Origin of the sequence: Candidatus Pelagibacter communis (assembly GCF_001180165.1) — a bacterium.
Lineage (GTDB): Bacteria > Pseudomonadota > Alphaproteobacteria > Pelagibacterales > Pelagibacteraceae > Pelagibacter > Pelagibacter ubique_P.
The window spans coordinates 98,133-118,031 of sequence record NZ_CVSQ01000060.1 but is presented as its reverse complement, the minus strand read 5'-3'; the positions used below and the strand labels follow the sequence as shown (position 1 = coordinate 118,031).

The window sequence follows — 19,899 nt, the reverse complement described above, 5'->3', positions numbered from 1 at the left end:
TTTTCATTAATAGATATAGCTTATTATAATTATGTTTTTAAAAATAAAAAAAATTCCAAAAGTAAAATGGAGCTCAGAAAAACCATTTAATTTTAAACCAAAGTTTTCTACATTTTTTTTCTTATGTTTTGGTTTGTCTTTATTTGGATTAGGTGAAGGATTGTTAATTGTTTCATTCACAGGAGCCTCTCCTTGGAGTGTTTTAGCGCAAGGTATTTCTTTAAATGTTAATTTAAGTATTGGAACTATCACATTATTAATAAGTGTTGCTGTTTTAATTTTATGGATACCTCTAGGTCAAAAACCAGGGATGGGTACAATATTTAATGCTCTGATAATTGCAATTATGATTGATCTTTGTATCAAGTATGTTCCAACACCTTCAAATTATATTCATCAATTATTATTAGCTGTAATTTCTGTCATCATGGTTGGAATAGGTGGGGGTATTTACTTAGTATCAAATTTAGGAACTGGTCCTAGAGATGGACTTATGATAGGATTACAAAAATTAACTAATTTTCCTATAGCTGTAGTAAGAGCAACATTAGAAATTTCTGTTGTAAGTATTGGATGGTATTTAGGAGGAACAGTAGGGGTTGGAACTTTATTGTTCGCGTTTGGAATAGGTCCTTGCGTTGCTCTAGGACTTTATTTAGTTGATAAAACTTTTGATTAGGCTGCAGCTACAGCTTTTTCGCTTTTTTTTCTTTCGTGTGGATCAAGAATTGCCTTTCTTAATCTACACGAGTCCGGAGTTATCTCTAAAGCTTCATCAGTATTAAGCATACTTAATTGTTCTGCAATTGACATTTTTCTTACAGGTGTAAGCACGACATTCTCATCTGTGCCCTGAGTTCTCATATTTGTGAGCTTCTTACCCTTCATTACATTAATGATCATATCACCTGGTTTTGGTGAAAGACCAACAATCATTCCAGGATAAACCGAGTCATTATGCGTAACAAACATTTCTCCTCGTGCTTGTAAGTTAAAAATTGCGAATGCAACAGCTTTTCCTTGTTCCATCGAGATTAAAGCTCCATTTCTTCTACCTTCCATTTCTCCTTCAAAAGGACCATAGCTATGAAAAATTCTGTTGATCACCCCATTTCCTTTAGTAAGTGTAAGAAATCTACTTGTGTAACCCATTAAGCCTCTAGTAGGTGCATGAAAAATTAATCTTTTTTTACTAGTTCCAGTATCTTTTAATTCTATTAGCTTACCTTTTCTTCTGTTCATTGAATCAATTACTTTTGATGAATATTCTTCATCTAGGTCCATAGTAATTTCTTCAATTGGCTCAAGTTTATTTCCACTCTCATCAGTTTTGTATAAAACTTTTGGAGGGCTTACTGTCATTTCAAAACCCTCTCTTCTCATTTGAGTTAAAAGAATTTCTAACATTAGCTCACCTCTGCCACTTACGACAAAAGAGTCTTTTCCCTCGTTTTCTGAAAATGTAATTCCAACATTATTTTGTGCCTCTTGAACTAATCTATTTCTTATCTGTGTGCTAGTTAATTTCTTACCTTCTGTCCCAGCTAAAGGTGAAGTATTTACAGTAATTGTAATTGACATTGTAGGAGGATCTATCGGTGTAGCAGGGATAGGTTCATTTACCTCTAGGTCACATATTGTATCAGCAACGTTCGCTTTTTCTAGTCCAGCAACAACTACAATATCTCCAGCCTCGCCAACATCGATTGGAACTTTTTTTGTTCCTTCATATCTAAAAATTTTAGTTAATTTTCCTTCATCAACTTTCTCGCCATTTAAATTAATTGCTTTTATAGATTGGTTAGCTTTTGCAGTCCCTTGTGTAATTCTTCCAACTAAACTTCTTCCTAAAAAACTATCTGCATAAAGCAGTGTTGATAACATTGCAAAAGGTTTAGTTTTATCAAGTTCAGCAGGTTTTACATGATCAACAATTAAATCTAACAAAGGATTTAAATTTTCTCTTGGGCCATCAACTTCATGGTCTGCCCAACCTGATCTTCCGCTTGCATATAGAACAGGAAAATCTAATTGTTCTTCGTTCGCATCCAAGCTTACAAATAAATCAAAAGTTTCATCTAAAACTTCATTAGCTCTTTGATCAGCTTTATCTAATTTATTAATAACAACAATTGGTTTTAATCCTTGTTTAAGAGCTTTGGATAATACAAATTTTGTTTGAGGCATAACACCCTCTGCAGAGTCAATTAATAACAAGGCTCCATCTGCCATACTTAAAACTCTTTCAACTTCAGCAGCAAAATCTCTGTGGCCTGGAGTATCGATTATATTTATTCTTGAATTGTTCCAATTAATTGATGCAGGTTTAGCTAAAATTGTAATTCCTCTCTCTTTTTCAAGCTCACCCGAGTCCATTAATCTTTCATCAACTACTTCATTTTCTCTAAACGAACCGCTTTGTTTCATTAAATTGTCAATTAGAGTAGTTTTGCCATGATCAACATGGGCTATGATTGTGATGTTTCTGATATTATTGCTCATAAATTCTGGCTCTTATACATATTTAAAAGGATATTAAAACTCAAAAAAACTCATAACTGGCTTGAATAATTTTCAAAATTCAGGGTTAATTTGTCTTTTTTTGCTTATCTTTTTTAAGTTTTCTTTTTTCTTTAAAGCTCAATTTAGGTTTTTTTTTAACACTAGAATCTTTAAATGATTTACCACTATATCTTTTTGACATTTGATACCCATAGTAAGCAAAAATAATAAATAATAAACTTTAATTTTTTTGAATTATATTTTAAGTTGAAAAATATTGTATTAGTATATTTTTTAAACAATATAAAAAATTGTGCCTAATTTATTAGTTTATTGTAAAAGAGGAATTTTTAGAAGATTTAAGGTAAATTATTTTTATTTAAAAGAAAAAATAGATTTTTTAATTGTTTCACCAGGTGGATGTGGAACAGTTACTTTGATTAAATATTTAGATGATTTCGGAAAATCTAATTTATATTTTGAGAAAAAATATAAAGTTTTTGGAACTAGTCATATATACAAACCACCTAAATTTTTTTTTAAAAATAATATAAAGGTAATACTCATCAAAAGAGATTATGAGGGAATTTATAATTCTATGAAATCAAGAGGTTTTATTAGAAATGGATTAAATGTTTTAGGTGATTTATTTCCTTTTATGTATATTAACGTATTTAAAGATCAAAAAAAATTAAAACAAAAATATTTTAGATATCTAGATAAATTTTATAATAACTGGAGCAAATATAATAAGGAACTAGTTTTGGAGATAAATTATCCAAATTTTTATCAAGACCTAGATACTCAAAAAAAGATTAAAAGTTTTTTAAGTATCAAGGATGAAACCTTTTTAAAAAATTTCCCAAATTTTCATAAATACAACAAAAGTGAGGATTTTTCTGATCCTTCAACATCTTTAATGAGACAAATTCACAACATAAAATGATCCTTCATCATTCCATCATCACTGATGATTCTGATATAAACAAAAAAAAAGGGCAGTAAAAACTGCCCTTTTTTAAAATTGTTCATTACTCTTTCATTACTTTGTTCATTACTTTTATTTTCATAGAGATAAAAAAAAGGCGAGTAAAAACTCGCCTTTTTAAATTTCGTAGGTACGAAAAGGGTGTTACATACCCATTCCTCCCATGCCACCCATGCCACCCATGCCACCAGGCATACCGCCCGGCATTCCGCCAGCAGCAGCATCTTTTTCCTCTGGTTTGTCAGCAATCATTGCTTCTGTTGTTACTAATAATCCAGAAATTGAGGCAGCATCTTGTAGAGCAGTTCTCACCACTTTAACAGGATCTATGATACCTTTGGCAAACATATCGCAATATTCTTCACTTTGAGCATCATATCCGTGAGTTTTTTTCTTTTGCTCTAATAACTTACCAACAACAACTGAACCATCAACACCAGCATTTTTAGTAATTTGTCTAATAGGAGCCTCCAATGCTTTTCTGACTAGATCAACACCTGCTTTTTGGTCATCACCTTTTGCTTTAACCTTATCCAGTTCTTGAGCAGCATAAAGAAGCGCACAACCACCACCAGTTACAATACCTTCTTCAACAGCAGCCCTAGTTGCGTTTAAAGCATCTTCAACTCTGTCTTTTCTCTCCTTAACCTCAACTTCAGTTGCACCACCTACTTTAATTACTGCAACCCCACCAGCCAACTTAGCAAGTCTCTCTTGAAGTTTTTCTCTGTCATAATCAGAAGTAGTTTCCTCAACTTGTTGTTTGATAGATGCGCATCTAGCTTCGATATCAGATTTTTTACCACTACCGTTTACGATAGTACTATTATCTTTGTCCACCTTTATTTTTTTACAAGATCCAAGATCATCAAGTTTAACATTTTCAAGTTTAATTCCTAAGTCTTCAGATATTACCTGACCACCTGTTAAAATTGCAATATCTTCAAGCATAGCTTTTCTTCTATCTCCAAATCCAGGAGCTTTAACAGCTACAACTTTTAATCCGCCTCTAAGTTTATTTACAACTAGAGTTGCTAAAGCTTCACCTTCAACATCTTCAGAAATAATCATTAATGGTCTACCAGCCTGTACTACAGCTTCCAAAAGAGGGACCATAGGTTGCAAGTTAGTTAATTTTTTTTCATGTAAAAGAATAAAAGGATTGTCCAACTCTGTAGTCATTTTATCACTGTTAGTGATAAAGTATGGTGATAAATATCCTCTATCAAACTGCATACCTTCAACTACATCTAATTCAGTTTCTATTCCCTTATTTTCCTCAACAGTAATTACTCCTTCATTCCCAACTTTTTGCATTGCTTTTGCAATCATCGTTCCAATTTCTTTGTCACCATTTGCAGAAATTGTTCCTACTTGAGCAATTTCATCACTGTCTTTTACTTTTTTTGCAGATGCAACTAGGTTTTCTTTTACTGTTTCCACAGCAGCATCAATTCCTCTTTTTACATCCATAGGATTCATACCAGCCGTTACATACTTAACACCTTCTTTGACAATTGCTTGTGCAAGTATAGTTGCAGTCGTAGTTCCATCACCAGCTTCATCGTTAGTTTTGCTAGCAACTTCTTTAACCATTTGTGCACCCATATTTTCAAATTTATCTTCAAGGTCTATTTCTTTAGCTACAGACACACCATCTTTAGTAATTCTAGGTGCACCATAAGATTTATCCATCACTACATTTCTTCCCTTTGGTCCTAAAGTTACTTTAACAGTATCAGCCAAAATATTTACACCTCTAATCATTGCTGCTCTTGCTTCAGCATCAAATTTAACAACTTTTGCCATTATTTTTCTCCTTTAAATTAAATTACTTACCTGAAATACCCATAATGTCAGACTCTTTCATTATGCTGTATTCTTTGCCATTAATTTTGACTTCAGTTCCTGACCATTTGCCAAATAAAACTTTATCACCAACTTTAACATCCATTGGAATTATTTTTCCATCTTCTGTTTTTGCTCCACCACCTACAGCAACAACTTTGCCTTCTTGAGGTTTTTCTTGAGCTGTGTCAGGGATAATTATTCCTCCAGCAGTTTTTTCACTACTATCTAATACCTCAATTAAAACTCTGTCATGTAACGGTTTAAACTTCATAAATTCTCCTTAATAAATCTTTATAAATATGAGCTTCATATAGATATTTCAGCGTCTATTTCAAGATCAGAAAAGTTTAGGATATTAATATTGCTAGTAAATTCCGGATTTTATGGTTTATACCTTAAAATATGACCAAAAATTTAGATTTAAATGGCTTAAAATCAATTGCTGATAATTATGATCTTTTTTATATAGACTTATGGGGTGTTGTTCATAATGGGGTTAACCTTCATGAAAAAGCGATAGCTGTTTTAAATGAGCTTTTAAAAAAAAAGAAAATGCTAGTACTTTTAACAAATGCTCCACGACCAAATAAAACTGTTCAAAATTTTTTAGAAAAGATGGGCATGGATAAATTGCTCAGAGATCATGTATTTACTTCAGGAGAGGCTGCATTGAATTATTTGAAAAAATCTTATTTATCAAAAAAGTTTTATCACATAGGTCCACCCAGAGATTTTGATTTATTTTATTTATTTGAGAAAAATAAATGCGAAGATATCGATGATAGTGAATATTTATTGTGTACAGGGTTATTTGATGATCATGATAAGGATTTAAAATTTTATAAAGATTTACTTAATAAACATATTACCAAAAAAATGATTTGTACAAATCCAGATTTAATCGTTGATCGTGGTGAAGTTAGAGAATTGTGTGCAGGTTCTGTTGCAATGGTTTTTGAAAAAATGGGTGGAGAAGTAGTATATTTTGGAAAACCACATCCAGAGGTTTATAATCAGTCTATTGATAATAAAAATAAAAAAATATTAGCAATTGGTGATAATTTAAATACCGATATCAAAGGTGCAAACCTATTAAATTTTGATTCTTTATTAATAAGTAACGGAATACATAGAAATGAAATAAAAAATAAAGGTATCCAAGATGTTTCAAAAGAGTATGAAGCGATAGTTAATTTTATTCAATCAGATTTAAAATGGTAAAACATTATACAGATTTTAATATTAAAAAAATCCATAGAGGTTCAATTATTTTAATAGGTAATTTTGATGGTTTGCATTTGGGGCATCAAAAATTATTTCAGTTAGCACAGTTATATAAGAAAAAATATAATTTAAAAATTGGTGTTGTGAATTTTGATCCAATGCCAAAAATGTTTTTTAATAAAAAATTGAAAAATTTTCGCCTTTCTAATATTGACCAAAAACTTGAGTTACTCAGTAATTTAAAAGTAGATTTTGTAATCACAAAAAAATTTGATAAAAAATTTTCAAAAACTAAAGCGCTAAACTTTATTTCTCATATTTTAAATAAAAAATTAAGCTCTAAATTTATTTTTGTTAGCAATAATTTTAGATTTGGAAATAAAAGAGAAGGAAATGTTAATTTACTAAAAAAATTTGAAAACTTGTTTAATTATAAAGTTGTTAAGCCTGAACCATTAATTAAAAGTAAAAAAATTGTATCATCATCATTAATAAGAAATTTTCTAGAAAAAGGGCTTTTAGACAAAGCTAATAATCTTTTAAAAAGAAACTGGGCAATACAAGGTATCGTTAAGAAGGGGAGACAAGTAGGAAAAAAAATTGGCTTTCCAACCTGCAATATAGATATCGAGGATTATGTTTTAGCAAAACCAGGTGTTTATGCCGTCAAGGTTTTGAGAAAAAATAGCCATAAATATCTTAAAGGAATTGCTAATCTTGGATACAGACCAACATTTAATCAAAAAAAAATATTATTAGAAGTTCATTTATTTAATTTTTCTGGAAATCTTTATAATAAACTTTTATCAGTAGAGTTTTTAAAGTTTATAAGGAAAGAAAAAAAATTTAATAATGTCAATCAATTAAGAGCTCAAATTAAAAAAGATTTAAATATTGCAAAAAAGACTAAATGACTAAATCACAAATAAATCTACCAAAAACAGCTTTTTCAATGAAAGCCAACCTGCCTACTAGAGAGCCAGAAATTCTTGAACATTGGAAAAAAATAAATCTTTACGATGAATTAAGAAACGATAGTAAAGGAAGAGAAAAATTCGTCCTACATGATGGTCCTCCTTATGCGAATGGAAATATTCACATGGGGACAGCTTTGAATAAAATTCTTAAAGATATAATTGTAAAATTTCATCAAATGGATGGAAAAGACTCTATTTATGTTCCAGGCTGGGATTGTCATGGTTTACCAATTGAATGGAAAATTGAAGAACAATATAAAAAAAATAAAAAAAACAAAAACGAAGTTCCAATAGTTGAGTTTAGAAAGGAATGTAGAACATTTGCTGAGAAGTGGATTGAAGTTCATAAAAGTCAATTTAAAAGATTAGGTGTTATAGGAGATTGGGAAAATTATTACTCTACAATGAGCTTTGGAGCAGAAGCACAGATAGTTAGAGAGCTTGGTAAATTTTTAAAAGAGGGAAGTCTGTATAAAGGCTTCAAACCAGTTTTATGGTCAACAGTTGAGAAGACTGCACTTGCAGACGCTGAGGTAGAATACCAGGATCATAAATCAGATACAATTTATACGTCATTCAAAGTTAAATCATCTAATTTAAAAGATTTAGCTGGAAGTGAAATAGTTATTTGGACAACTACACCATGGACAATACCAGCCAATAAAGCTTTAGCATATAACGAGTCTCTTGATTATATAATATTGGAAATAAATGATGAAGGTGATTTTAAAAACAGAAAAATTGTTATTGCCGACGCTCTGCTGGAATCAGTTGTTAAAGAGTGTGGACTAAATAATTATAAAAAAATTCATTCCTTTAAGGGAAAAGAATTTAATAACACTATTTGTAGTCACCCTTTTTTAAATCTTGGTTATGATCATGATATCCCAATGCTTGAGGCTAGATTTGTAACTACCGAGCAAGGAACTGGAATAGTTCACTGCGCACCAAGTCATGGACCTGATGACTTTAATCTTTGTTTGAATAACGGTATTAAAGCGATAGAAACAGTTGATGGGGATGGGAAATATACAAACAATGTGAAATTATTTGAGGGAACTCATATTTTTAAAGCAAATCCTATTGTAATTGAAAAACTGAAAGAGCAAAAAAATTTATTATTTAATGGTGAGCTGATTCACTCTTATCCTCACTCATGGAGATCCAAAGCTCCACTTGTTCATAGGGCTACACCTCAATGGTTTATTTCAATGGAAAGTCATAAACTAAGAGATAAAGCATTAAAGGCTATTGATGAAACAATTTTCTATCCAAGTAAAGGTAAAGAAAGATTAAAATCAATGATAGAAACAAGACCTGATTGGTGTGTATCAAGACAAAGAGTTTGGGGCGTGCCTCTTCCGATTTTTGTTAATAAAAAAACAAAAGAAATTTTAATTGATGATGAAGTAACTGAAAATATTGCAACTATTTATGAAAATGAAGGATCTGATTGTTGGTTTTCAGATGATCCTCAAAGATTTTTAAGTAACAAATATAAATCAGAGGACTATGAAAAATTAAGTGATATTGTTGAGGTTTGGTTTGATAGTGGTTCTACACATTCATTTGTTTTAGAAAAAAGAGACGATTTAAAATGGCCAGCATCAATGTATTTAGAAGGATCTGATCAACATAGAGGATGGTTTCACTCATCTTTATTAGAATCTTGCGGAACAAGAGGAAGAGCTCCATTTGAATCAATTTTATCTCATGGTTTTGTTGTGGATGGTAAAGGCTTAAAGATGTCAAAATCATTAGGAAATGTGATTGCACCTGAAGATATTTTAAAAAAGTATGGTGCTGATATTTTAAGGATTTGGGTTGCATCATCAAATTATGCAGAAGATTTAAGAATAGATTATTCAATATTAGATCAACACGCAGATTCTTATAGAAAGATAAGAAATACTTTTAGATATTTGCTTGGAAATATAAATGATAATTTTGAATCAATTGATTTAGACAACCTGGAAGTCGGTGAATTACCTGAATTAGATCAATTAATGCTACATAAAATCTTTGTTCTTAATGATAAGTTCAAACAGTGTTTTAAAAATTATGATTTTCATAATTTATATAAGGAGTTATTAAATTTTTGTACAGTTGATTTGTCTGCATTTTATTTTGATATTCGAAAAGATAATCTTTATTGTGATCCTAAAGATTCAATAAATAGAAAATCAACAATAATGTTGCTTAATATTATATTAAACTCTTTATTGAGGTGGTTTGCTCCAATTTTATCTTTTACTACCGAAGAAATTTTCAAATTATTGTTTAAAGACAAAAAAAGTATTCATTTAGAAAAATTTTTAGTATTTCCATCAAAACTCAAGAACGATAAATTGAATGAAAAATGGATTGAATTAATTAAAATTAGAAATATCTGCAATATCAGTATAGAAGAAAAGAGAGCCATTAAAGATATAGGATCTAGTCTAGAAGCAGATTTAAAAATATATTTGAATAAAAATTTAAAAGACTTAACAAATAATATTGATTTTTCTGAAATTTGTATCACATCAAAAGCCGAAGTTTTTTATAAAGATGACATTGAGACAGATGTTATTACGACCAAAGCAAAAGGATCTAAGTGTTCCACTTGTTGGAAGATTAAAGAGGAACCTTGCAAAAGAACAAATTGCTCCATGAACTTAAAATGATTATTAAAAGTTTAGGAAAAAATTTTTTAATAAATTTCTTATTAATTTTAATAATTTTTTTACTTGATAGATTTTCTAAAATTTATGTAATTTATCTAGATAAGAAATTATTTGGATCTGAAATATTTTCATCGAAATTTCTAAATATTCAATTGATATGGAATGAGGGGATAGCATTTGGATTATTTTCTTTTAATGAAAAAAAATTATATGATATTTTATCAATTTTAATATTGATAATTATTTTTATAATTTTAATTATGGCTATTAAAAGTGAGGGATTAAAAAAATACACCTTACTAATGATTTTAGGAGGAGCAATTGGCAATTTTTCAGATAGGATATTCTACAAAGCAGTTCCAGATTTTATAGATTTCCACTTAGGTTCATTTCATTGGTTCATATTTAATGTTGCCGATATATTTATAACTATAGGAGTTATTTTTATGATTTTATTAGAATTTATTGGTAATAATAAGGATAAAGATAATGAAAAAATTTAAAATAATTTTACTTTCAATCTTTGTTCTTACTTTTTTGAATACATGTGGAACTGTTAAGGACGCTTTTTCAACTCAAAAGAAAGATAATACAGATGAATTTTTGGTTGAAAAAAAAAGTCCTTTGAAATTACCTCCAGATTTTGAGAAGTTGCCTTTGCCAGGCAATAAAACAGATAAAAAAATAAAAAGTGGTACAATTGAAGAATTATTAGCAAATTCAGCAAATGATAGTACTGATGATCAGAAATCAAAATCAGCAGATAAAACGCTTGAAGATCAATTGTTAGAAAAAATTAAAAAATAATGCTTAGCAAGAGAGTAGATTTTATAACATTTAAACAAAAATCAAAAAATATTATAGTAAAAAAAAATCTTGCTGCAATTTTAAAAGAAGATAATGAAATCTTAAAATCTTTAAGTAAAAAATATAAAATTTCGTTTAAAAAAATAAAATTAAACAAGTACTTAAAATATTTAAATTTTAGAATTATTGGTATGGGAGGTTCGTCTCTTGGTTCACAAGCAATTTATAATTTCTTAAAAAATAAAATAAAAAAAAATTTCATATTTATAGATAATTTACAAACATATCATAAACCTGTAAAAAAATTGTTTACTAATTTGGTAATTTCAAAATCTGGAAACACAATAGAAACAATATCAAATGCTCATCTTTTAATAAAAAAAAGAGATAAAAATATATTTATCACTGAAGAAAGAAAAAGCTATTTATTACTTTTAGCTAAAAAGCTAAAAGCTGAGATCATTCATCATAACAATTTTATTGGAGGTAGATACTCAGTTTTATCAGAGGTGGGCATGGTTCCTGCAGAACTGATGGGACTAAATACTAATAATTTTAAACAATATAATAATTTAATTAAAAACAAAACATTTATCAGAAATTTGGTTTCAAATGTGAGTTCAATGCTTTATTTTTCTCAAAAAAAAAAATTTAATTCTATTATTATAAATTATGACGAAAAATCTGAAAGTATATTCAAATGGTATCAGCAATTAGTCGCTGAAAGTTTAGGTAAGAAAAAAAAAGGTATCTTGCCAATTGTTTCAAATATGCCTAGGGATAATCATAGTGTAATGCAATTATATTTAGATGGGTTTAAAAATAATTTTTTTACTTTTTTTTATGTTAAAGAAAGTAAATCGTTAAAACTAAAAAATAATATGATACATAATTCTCAAGATTTTCTTAAAAACAAAAGTATTTCAAAAATTTTGCATTCACAAAAAAAAGCAACCGAAAATATATTTAGAAAAAATAATATTCCTTTTCGGAGTTTTGAAGTAAATAAAAGAGATGAAACAACTCTTGGAGAGCTTTTCACTTTTTTTATTTTAGAAACAATTTTACTAGGCAAATGTATGAATGTAAATCCTTATGACCAGCCATCTGTTGAACTTATTAAGGATGAAACTAAAAAACTTTTAATTTAAATAAGTCATAAATATTATTTTAGAAATTCCATATTTTTTTTCTTCAAGGATCTTAAAATCATCAGGAAAAATATCTTTACTTTTTTTATGTCTATGTAAGATTATTATTCCATTTTTATTAAGTAAATTTATTGTTTGGATATTATTTAATAATATTGATAAATTTTTATCTTTATAGGGAGGGTCTAAAAAAATAATATCAAATTTTTGATTAATATTTTCTAATGTATTTATCTCATACGCATTATCCTCAATAATCTTGTAATTCTTAATTGATTTAAGATTGAGTAAGTTTTTTTTTAAAATTAATACAACTTGATTATAATTTTCTATAAAAACTACATTATTTACACCGATTGATAAGCATTCAAGACCAAAAGACCCCACACCAGAAAATGCGTCTAATATACTTGCATTACTCAAATTAACTAAAAATTTATTAGAGTGACGCATAATATTAAAAATAGATTCTTTTGTTAGATCTTTTAATGGCCTAGTTTTTGAGTCGCTAGGTTCAAGAATTTTTTTGCCTTTAAAAGAACCTGAAATTATTCTCATTTATCAATTACTTTGTGTCCAATATCTTTTCTGTAAAAACCACCAGTCCAGTTTAATTTAGATATATTTGAAATAATATTTTTTCTAGCAGTCGCAAAATCGTCCGATAAAGAAATAAAGTTTAAAACTCTACCACTTATGGCATATGTTTTGTTATTCTCTTTTTTTGTTCCAGCATGAAACATGAAGTTGTTTTTGTCAAATTTAATTTTATCTAAATTTTTTAACTCTATGTTTTTTTGTATAGTCTCAGGATAACCTTTAGAGCAAACAACAATGCAAAGACTTTTCTTTTTTGACCATTCAATATTTATTTCATTTAATTTTTGATTACAGCACGCATTAAGAATTTCAAATAAATCTGTTTTTAGTTTTGGAAGTATTGTTTGGCATTCAGGGTCACCCATTCTTACATTATATTCAATTAGATAAGGTTCATTTTTAACTATCATTAATCCAGTATATAAAAACCCTTGGTATTCAGTGCCAAGTTCCGATAAACCCTCAAGTGTTGGTTTGATTATTCTATCAATTATTTTTTTTTTCAATTCATCACTTATTAATCTTGAAGGCGAGTAAGCACCCATACCGCCAGTATTTTTCCCTTTGTCACCTTCCAAAACTCTTTTATGATCTTGAGCTGTACTAAAATCTTTAAATTTTTTTCCATCATGAATTGTAAAGAAGCTCATTTCTTCGCCTTTTAAATATTCTTCAATAAGTAAGTTTTCTGCTTTCCCAAATTTTCCTTTAAAAATTTCCTCAACAGCCGCGTATGCTTCAGTTAGATTTTCACAAATATAAACCCCCTTACCAGAGGCCAAGTTATCAGCTTTTACAACCAATGGAAAATTAGTTTTCTCTATAAATTTATTTGCCTCTTCTTTGTTTTGAAAAATACCAAATTCAGCAGTTGGAATATTAAATTTTTTGCAAAGTTGTTTTGTAAATATTTTTGAACCCTCTAATTGAGAAGCTATTTTATTTGGTCCGAATACATTTATTTCATATTTTTTAAGATAATCAACCAAACCTTCTACTAAAGGTTTTTCAGGTCCGACAACTACTAAGTTTATTTTTTTTTCAATAATAAAATTTTTCAAGATTTCAAAGTCTTGCAAATTAATATTTATATTTGTTGCAATATGAGCAGTTCCTGCGTTTCCAGGAAAGCAAAATATTTCATTGATTTTACTAGACTTTTTTAAACTTTCACATATTGCATGCTCTCTCCCACCACTTCCTATTATTCCAACTTTCATGTAAAACTATATAAACTATAAATGATAAAAAAATTAGCAAAAATAAAATATTTACCAAATAATTTTCAAATCATTGAACCTGGAGACTACGTTGTATGTGCAGTTTCGGGAAAAAAAATAAATGTTGAAAAATTAACTTATTGGAATGTTGAATTGCAGGAACCTTATTTTTCTTATAGAGAAGCTTTTAAAAAAAGAGAGGAAATTTTTAAAAAGTAGGGTCATTTCCATCGGTTGTGAGACCAAATCCACTGCTCAGGTGATTTATTTATAATTTTTTCAAGTTCAATGTTTAATTTGTCAGTTATTTCTTGGATTGATTTTCCATCATCAAAATGAATTGGATCTTTAATTACTATTTTGAAATTCATTTCTTTAATTCTCTCAATACTCATAAGAACTATTGGAGTATTGAATTTTTTTACCATTTGTGCAGGAATAGTTGTTGTTAATGCTTTGTGATTAAAGAAATCAGACAAAATTCCTTCTGAAACTCTTTGATCAATCATCAATGCTGTAGATAAATTATTTTTTTTATTTTTGATTAATTCCCTCATGCCACCAATTCCTTTTTTAATCTGATTTTTACAAATATATTTTTTTCTAATTTTTTCCATAATAGGATTTAAAAATATATTATTTAAAGGTCGATAAATTGCAGATAAATTTATACCACTTTTTTCTAAGTGCATTGCCATTAATTCAAAGTTACCTAAATGCCCAGATACAAAAACAACTTGTTTATTATTTTTTTTTATTTCATGGAGTATCTCCTGTCCATCAATTTTAATATTTGACACAAGATTACCTTCTCTAAAATTTTTAATAAACATATACTCTGCAAAAGTTCTTCCATAATTGTTCCACATTGAATTTGTTATTTTATTTAAATTTTGTAAGGTTATATTTGGAATAGCCTTCTTTATGTTTGAATGAATAACTTTTTTTGATCGAAATAAAGGTCCTATTTTTTCAAATAATTTCCCCCCAAGATTTGAGGATATATTTGGACCTAAAATCTTGAAAAAAATGAAACATATAATTACAAATATAAATTCAAAAAAATATTTAATTTTTTTCATTTTAAATTAAAAAACGTATAAGTTTTTCCTCATCTATAATTTGCAATTTAGACTTTAAAAATTTAATTCCTTTGATTTTCATATAATCAAAACGTAAAAAATCTTTTTCAGTAGTAATTATTTTACAATTTAATTTATTTGCATCGTTGGTAATTTTATCTATATCGTTTTTGGAATATTGGTAATGATCTGGAAATTCTAAATCTTTTAAAATTTTTAGACCATTTTTTTTTATCATTGAAATAAAAGTTTGATGATTTCCTATTCCAGAAAAGGCCAGATACTTATCTTTAAAATTAAATTCCTTTAAATTAACAGGTTCATATTTCCCTAAGTGAACATTAATTTTAGAATTAATTTGAACTATTTGTTTTTTAAATTCTTCAATATTTTCTAAATTTCCATTTAAAAAAACATGATGATAATTTTTTAAATTATTAATACTTTCTCTCATTGGACCCGAAGGAATAGTCATGCCATTTCCTATCCAATTAATAGTATTAAAACAAACTAAACTTATATCGTAATTAATTGATTTATCTTGCAAACCATCGTCACACACAGCTATTTGATAATTTTCATTTTCAGCTTGTGCTATAGCATCCGCTCTGTTTAGTGATAAAAAAAGTTTACCATTATTTTTTAAAATTTTTTGTTCATCTTTTTGTTCTTTGTAAAATTTTTTAACAAAACATGTTCGGATTTTTTTTTGTTTTAAGATATCATTTATTTTAATACTTAAGGATGTTTTACCTGTGCCACCAATATAAAAGTTGCCAACACAAATAGTTTTTATTTTTTTTTTGTTGAGTTTTGGAGTTTTAAATCTATTCTTAAAATAACTTACAATTTGTATAAAAAAAGCTATTGGTTTTAAAAGATATGCGTAAATATTTGGTTTTTTGTAATCCCAAAATCTAGGTTTTTTTAAATTCATTATTAATAAAAGTATCTAATTCTTTTATAGTTTTTTTTAAAATTTTTTCTCCAATTTTCCTAATTTTTTGACCAGATATCTTGTTTTTTTTAAAAATAATTAAATTTGCTAGATTTTTGGGAGAATTAATTTTTTTTGAAATTCTCAAAGATTTTAATAGTTTATAAACATCTTTAAAATTATCCACATTAGGACCATGTAAAATTTTGGAACCATGTCGTGCTGCTTCTAAAGGATTTTGCCCCCCTCTTTTAATTATTGACCCACCCAAAAAAACAGTAGGTGCAATTTTATGAAATTTATTTGTTTCTCCAAATGTATCCACAACATAAATATCAACTTTATTTAAATTTTTTGGATTGGTACTATGCAAAACTGTTTTTAGATTAAGATTTGAGAGTTTTTCAATAATTTCATTAGCTCTATGAACATGTCTTGGAATTATTATGGTAATTAAATTTTTAACTCTTTTTTTTAACTCTATATGAGCTTCAGCACAAAAAACTTCCTCTTTTACATGAGTGCTTGATGCAACCCAAATTTTTTTTTTATTAAATTTATTAAAAAAAATTTTATTATTTTTTTCATTTTTTGTAAGTTTTTGTTCTACAAATTTTAAATTTCCTAAAATATTTATTTTTTTATTTGTAGACATCAACTTTTTTAAAAAAAAATTAGTTTCGAGGTTTTGAGGATATGCAGCTGTAATTTTGTTAAAAATGGATTTTGAAAAATTTCCCAATCCTATCCATTTGATATATGTTTTTTTAGTTATTCTTGCATTTAATAAAATTAATGGGATATTTCTAGAATTTATATTTTTAAACATACATGGCCAAATTTCAGATTCTACAAAAATAGCAAGATCAGGTTTCCAATAATTTAGAAATTTACTTGTTAAAAAAAAATGATCTATCGGATAAAATTGATGTATAGTTTTTTTAAATCTATAATTTTTCAAAATTTTTGATGAGCTTAATGTAGAAGATGTAAAGAGTATTTGATTTATATTTCTATTTTTTTCAAAATTTTTAATTATAGGAATTACACTTAATATTTCACCTACACTTGCACCATGAAGCCAAATTATTTTACCTTTTTTTCTTTTAATTGATGAGATACTAAATTTTTCTATAAATCTTCTTTTATCCTCTTTATCATTAAAAATTCTATAAATTATTATCAATGGAGAGATTAAAATAATAAAGGTCAAAATAGTTTGATAAAATAAATACATATTTATTTTTGAATTTGTTTTTCATAAAAATTTTTATACAAACTCGATTTAGAAAGTAGATCTTGATGTTTTCCAAAATCAATAACCCTACCAGAATCAATTAAATAAATATTATTTGAATTTAATATTGTAGAAAGTCTATGAGCAATCACTATTGTTGTTTTATTTTTTGTCAATGTAGATAAAGCTTCTTGAATTTTAGCTTCTGTTTCTGAATCCAAAGATGATGTTGCCTCATCCAACAAAATAATTGAACTTTTTTTTATCATAGCTCTAGCTATTGATAATCTTTGTTTTTCTCCACCGGATAGTCTCAGTCCGTCTTCTCCAATCAAAGTATTGTATTGATTTGGTAATCTTTCAATAAATTCATGTGAATTTGATAGTTTTGCAGCTTCTATTACTTCCTCATCACTTGCATCCGCATTCGCATATTTAATATTATTCTTAATTGTATCGTCAAATAGAGTTGTTTCTTGGCTAACCATGGATATATTTTTTCTTAAAGACTCCAAAGTTGAGTCATAAATTGATTGGTCATCAATTTTTATATTTCCAGAATGTGCTTCATAAATTCTTGGTATTAGATTTAGTATTGTGGACTTACCAGAACCACTATGACCAACTAGCGCGGTCATTTTTCCACCTTCAAACTCTAAATTAATATTTTCAAGAATATTTTTTTCACTGCTTTCATATTTAAAACAAATATTTTCAAAGGTTATTTTGCTATCTGAAACTTTGATTTCTTTCGCATTCTCTGAGTTTTTAATTAAATTTTTAGTATCAACTATAGGAAGAATTCTTGATGCTGCAGCAAATCCTTGATTAATTACAATATTAAGAGTTGATAGTGATCTAACTGGTTGATAGGCCAACATCATCGCTGCAAGAAATGAAAAAAAATTATTCACTTCTATTTCCCCGTCCATTATTAATTTGCCAGAATAAAAAATTAATATTGCTATCATGATACCAGTCAAAACCTCCATCATTGGAGACATTCTAATTAGAACTGTTGCTATTTTTTTACTTTTTTGCATCAACTGATGTAAATGGTTTTCTGCTCTATTAGATTCAAATATTTCATTTTGAAATATTTTTATTAATCTATGATTTTTAAATAATTCAACTAAGTAAGTGGTTAAAAAAGCAGATTTCTCAGCTGCCTCATTAACAACCTTACCCATTCTCTTTCCTAGAGTTCTTGATGCTATGCTTGCAAGTGGTATCATAATAATTGATACTAGAGATAATTTCCAGTTTTGAGTAAACATTACAATTATTAATCCAATTAATGTTAAACTGTCTTTAAACAAATTAAGTATAGCTACGCTAAGAAGATTTGTTATGTGTCCAACATCATAAGTTAAATTTGAAATAAGTTTACCAGAATGCTTTTTATCTATATATTGCGTGTCAGCTTTAATCAAAGATCCAAGCATATCAACTTGTAATTTTTTTTTTACTTCTTCTCCTACATTTATCATTATTAATTTGGCAAAATATAACGAGATGCCCTTTAAGGAAAAAGCAAGTATTATTAACAAAGGGATTACTAATATTAGAGATTGATCTTTTTCAATAAAAATTTTTTCTATTGCTGGATCTAATAACCACGCAATTGATGAAGTGCTTCCAGCCACCAATATAGAAAAGAATGCTGACAATATTATTTTATTTAAAAATTTTTTTGTATAATCTTTATAAAGTCTTTTAAATATTTTAATTTTATTCATTAAATGATTTTACAAATTAGAATGTTAAAAAAAATAATTAATCCAAAAAAATTATTACTTTTAAAAGTTTTTAAACAACTTTTTGGATTTTTGAAATCTAATAATTTTATTTGAAAAAAAAATAGATGAATAGCAGGAATAATTAATAACAGTAAATATTTGTAATCAAAATTCATATACTGTCCTGCTAGTATGAAAAAAGTTATTAATAGAATATAACATATAAACAAAAATTTTTTTGGGTTGTCTCTAAACTTAATCGAGGTTGATTTTAATCCTATTATTTCATCGTCTTTAATATCTTGATATCCGTAGATGGTGTCATAGCCGAGTGTCCAAAATATGGCTCCTAAGTAAAATATAATTGGCACCAAATCTACTTGTGCAGTAATTGATGTCCATCCCAGGATAAGTCCATAATTAAATGTGATACCCAAAAATAATTGTGGCCAATAAGTAAATCTTTTCATTAAAGGGTATGTGAAAGCAAAAGGCATAGAGGCTAAAGCTAAAAAAATTGTGATCAAATTAAAATTCAATAAAATTAATAAAGCTAAAAAACACAAAATTAGAGAATAAATAATTGCCTGCTTTATAGTAACCTTTTTTGATGCAATAGGTCTATTTTTTGTACGGGAAACTCTTGCATCAAATTCTTTATCTAAAATATCGTTGACTATACAACCAGCTGATCTCATTAATACTGAGCCAAGAAAAAATAAAATTAAATAAAAAAAATATTTCTTTAAATCTTGTGAAAAGTCATAAGCTAAAGTCAATCCCCAAGCACAGGGCCAAAATAACAACATATAACCAATAGGTTTTTTTAATCTGGTTAAATCTATAAAAAGTTTTAATTGGTTCATAAAATTTTACTTGTAAATAACAAAGGCTAGTTTCATAATCAAATTGATTCGT

At 27.6% G+C, this 19,899-nt stretch carries 19 protein-coding genes; 9 read left to right on the top strand and 10 right to left on the bottom strand.

Translation table 11 applies throughout. The features are described from left to right. The first annotated feature begins 31 nt into the window (after positions 1-31). On the top strand, positions 32-679 hold the full coding sequence (locus AMN88_RS04060) for a membrane protein YczE (RefSeq protein WP_075536535.1): 648 nt from the start codon (positions 32-34) through the stop codon (positions 677-679). Here AMN88_RS04060 and typA read toward each other — a convergent pair. Then, complete coding sequence (gene typA / locus AMN88_RS04055; protein WP_075536534.1) at positions 676-2,502, bottom strand: translational GTPase TypA; 1,827 nt, start codon at positions 2,500-2,502, stop codon at positions 676-678. The two genes, AMN88_RS04060 and typA, sit on opposite strands and share 4 nt — an antisense overlap. A 313-nt stretch (positions 2,503-2,815) precedes the next feature. On the opposite strand from typA, the gene AMN88_RS04050 reads away from it, so the two are divergent. After that, positions 2,816-3,448 (top strand): hypothetical protein, encoded by a 633-nt coding sequence (locus tag AMN88_RS04050; protein ID WP_075536533.1) that lies wholly within the window; start codon positions 2,816-2,818, stop codon positions 3,446-3,448. A 186-nt stretch (positions 3,449-3,634) separates the two neighbouring features. On the opposite strand, the gene groL is transcribed toward AMN88_RS04050, so the two are convergent. Beyond that, on the bottom strand, positions 3,635-5,299 hold the full coding sequence (gene groL / locus AMN88_RS04040) for a chaperonin GroEL (RefSeq protein ID WP_075536531.1): 1,665 nt from the start codon (positions 5,297-5,299) through the stop codon (positions 3,635-3,637). 22 nt (positions 5,300-5,321) lie between these two features. Further along, on the bottom strand, positions 5,322-5,612 hold the full coding sequence (gene groES, locus AMN88_RS04035) for a co-chaperone GroES (protein WP_075536530.1): 291 nt from the start codon (positions 5,610-5,612) through the stop codon (positions 5,322-5,324). A gap of 131 nt (positions 5,613-5,743) precedes the next feature. On the opposite strand from groES, the gene AMN88_RS04030 reads away from it, so the two are divergent. The 6 genes from AMN88_RS04030 to AMN88_RS04005 are packed head-to-tail and all read left to right on the top strand — an operon-like array spanning position 5,744 to position 12,166. Beyond that, positions 5,744-6,562 carry a TIGR01459 family HAD-type hydrolase gene (locus tag AMN88_RS04030; protein WP_075536529.1) on the top strand — a complete coding sequence of 273 codons (819 nt, stop codon included), beginning with the start codon at positions 5,744-5,746 and terminating at the stop codon, positions 6,560-6,562. Next, positions 6,556-7,479 (top strand): bifunctional riboflavin kinase/FAD synthetase, encoded by a 924-nt coding sequence (locus AMN88_RS04025; RefSeq protein ID WP_075536528.1) that lies wholly within the window; start codon positions 6,556-6,558, stop codon positions 7,477-7,479. The genes AMN88_RS04030 and AMN88_RS04025 overlap by 7 nt, the downstream gene beginning before the upstream one ends. After that, positions 7,476-10,208, top strand: a complete 2,733-nt coding sequence (ileS, locus tag AMN88_RS04020; RefSeq protein WP_075536527.1) for an isoleucine--tRNA ligase — start codon at positions 7,476-7,478, stop codon at positions 10,206-10,208. The genes AMN88_RS04025 and ileS overlap by 4 nt, the downstream gene beginning before the upstream one ends. Then, positions 10,205-10,711 carry a signal peptidase II gene (gene lspA, locus AMN88_RS04015; RefSeq protein WP_075536526.1) on the top strand — a complete coding sequence of 169 codons (507 nt, stop codon included), beginning with the start codon at positions 10,205-10,207 and terminating at the stop codon, positions 10,709-10,711. Before ileS ends, lspA begins: the two co-directional genes overlap by 4 nt. Further along, positions 10,698-11,015 (top strand): DUF3035 domain-containing protein, encoded by a 318-nt coding sequence (locus AMN88_RS04010; protein WP_075536525.1) that lies wholly within the window; start codon positions 10,698-10,700, stop codon positions 11,013-11,015. The genes lspA and AMN88_RS04010 overlap by 14 nt, the downstream gene beginning before the upstream one ends. After that, on the top strand, positions 11,015-12,166 hold the full coding sequence (locus AMN88_RS04005; protein ID WP_075536524.1) for a hypothetical protein: 1,152 nt from the start codon (positions 11,015-11,017) through the stop codon (positions 12,164-12,166). The genes AMN88_RS04010 and AMN88_RS04005 overlap by 1 nt, the downstream gene beginning before the upstream one ends. Here AMN88_RS04005 and rsmD read toward each other — a convergent pair. Together rsmD and purD are read right to left on the bottom strand one after the other, a co-directional pair. Continuing rightward, positions 12,158-12,724, bottom strand: coding sequence for a 16S rRNA (guanine(966)-N(2))-methyltransferase RsmD (gene rsmD, locus AMN88_RS04000; RefSeq protein WP_075536523.1), 567 nt, complete (start codon positions 12,722-12,724; stop codon positions 12,158-12,160). The genes AMN88_RS04005 and rsmD overlap by 9 nt on opposite strands. Beyond that, positions 12,721-13,986: a phosphoribosylamine--glycine ligase gene (gene purD, locus AMN88_RS03995; protein WP_075536522.1), complete on the bottom strand. Its 1,266-nt coding sequence runs from the start codon at positions 13,984-13,986 to the stop codon at positions 12,721-12,723. Before purD ends, rsmD begins: the two co-directional genes overlap by 4 nt. Positions 13,987-14,007: 21 nt before the next feature. Between purD and AMN88_RS03990 the strand changes: the two genes are divergently transcribed. Next, positions 14,008-14,205 carry a DUF2093 domain-containing protein gene (locus tag AMN88_RS03990; protein ID WP_075536521.1) on the top strand — a complete coding sequence of 66 codons (198 nt, stop codon included), beginning with the start codon at positions 14,008-14,010 and terminating at the stop codon, positions 14,203-14,205. Between the two features lie 2 nt (positions 14,206-14,207). On the opposite strand, the gene AMN88_RS03985 is transcribed toward AMN88_RS03990, so the two are convergent. Genes AMN88_RS03985 through ubiA form a run of 5 tightly spaced genes read right to left on the bottom strand, consistent with a single transcriptional unit; the run spans position 14,208 to position 19,847 of the window. Further along, positions 14,208-15,068, bottom strand: coding sequence for a lysophospholipid acyltransferase family protein (locus AMN88_RS03985; RefSeq protein WP_075536520.1), 861 nt, complete (start codon positions 15,066-15,068; stop codon positions 14,208-14,210). A gap of 1 nt (position 15,069) precedes the next feature. Beyond that, a complete protein-coding gene (lpxK, locus tag AMN88_RS03980; RefSeq protein WP_075536519.1) occupies positions 15,070-16,005 on the bottom strand; it encodes a tetraacyldisaccharide 4'-kinase in 936 nt (311 codons plus the stop codon). After that, positions 15,986-17,242 carry a 3-deoxy-D-manno-octulosonic acid transferase gene (locus tag AMN88_RS03975; protein WP_075536518.1) on the bottom strand — a complete coding sequence of 419 codons (1,257 nt, stop codon included), beginning with the start codon at positions 17,240-17,242 and terminating at the stop codon, positions 15,986-15,988. The genes lpxK and AMN88_RS03975 overlap by 20 nt, the downstream gene beginning before the upstream one ends. Positions 17,243-17,244: 2 nt before the next feature. Then, on the bottom strand, positions 17,245-18,981 hold the full coding sequence (locus AMN88_RS03970) for an ABC transporter ATP-binding protein (protein WP_075536517.1): 1,737 nt from the start codon (positions 18,979-18,981) through the stop codon (positions 17,245-17,247). Continuing rightward, the gene (gene ubiA / locus AMN88_RS03965) at positions 18,981-19,847 is read right to left on the bottom strand and encodes a 4-hydroxybenzoate octaprenyltransferase (protein WP_075536516.1); all 867 of its coding nucleotides are present in this window, start codon (positions 19,845-19,847) and stop codon (positions 18,981-18,983) included. Before ubiA ends, AMN88_RS03970 begins: the two co-directional genes overlap by 1 nt. Positions 19,848-19,899 lie beyond the last annotated feature (52 nt).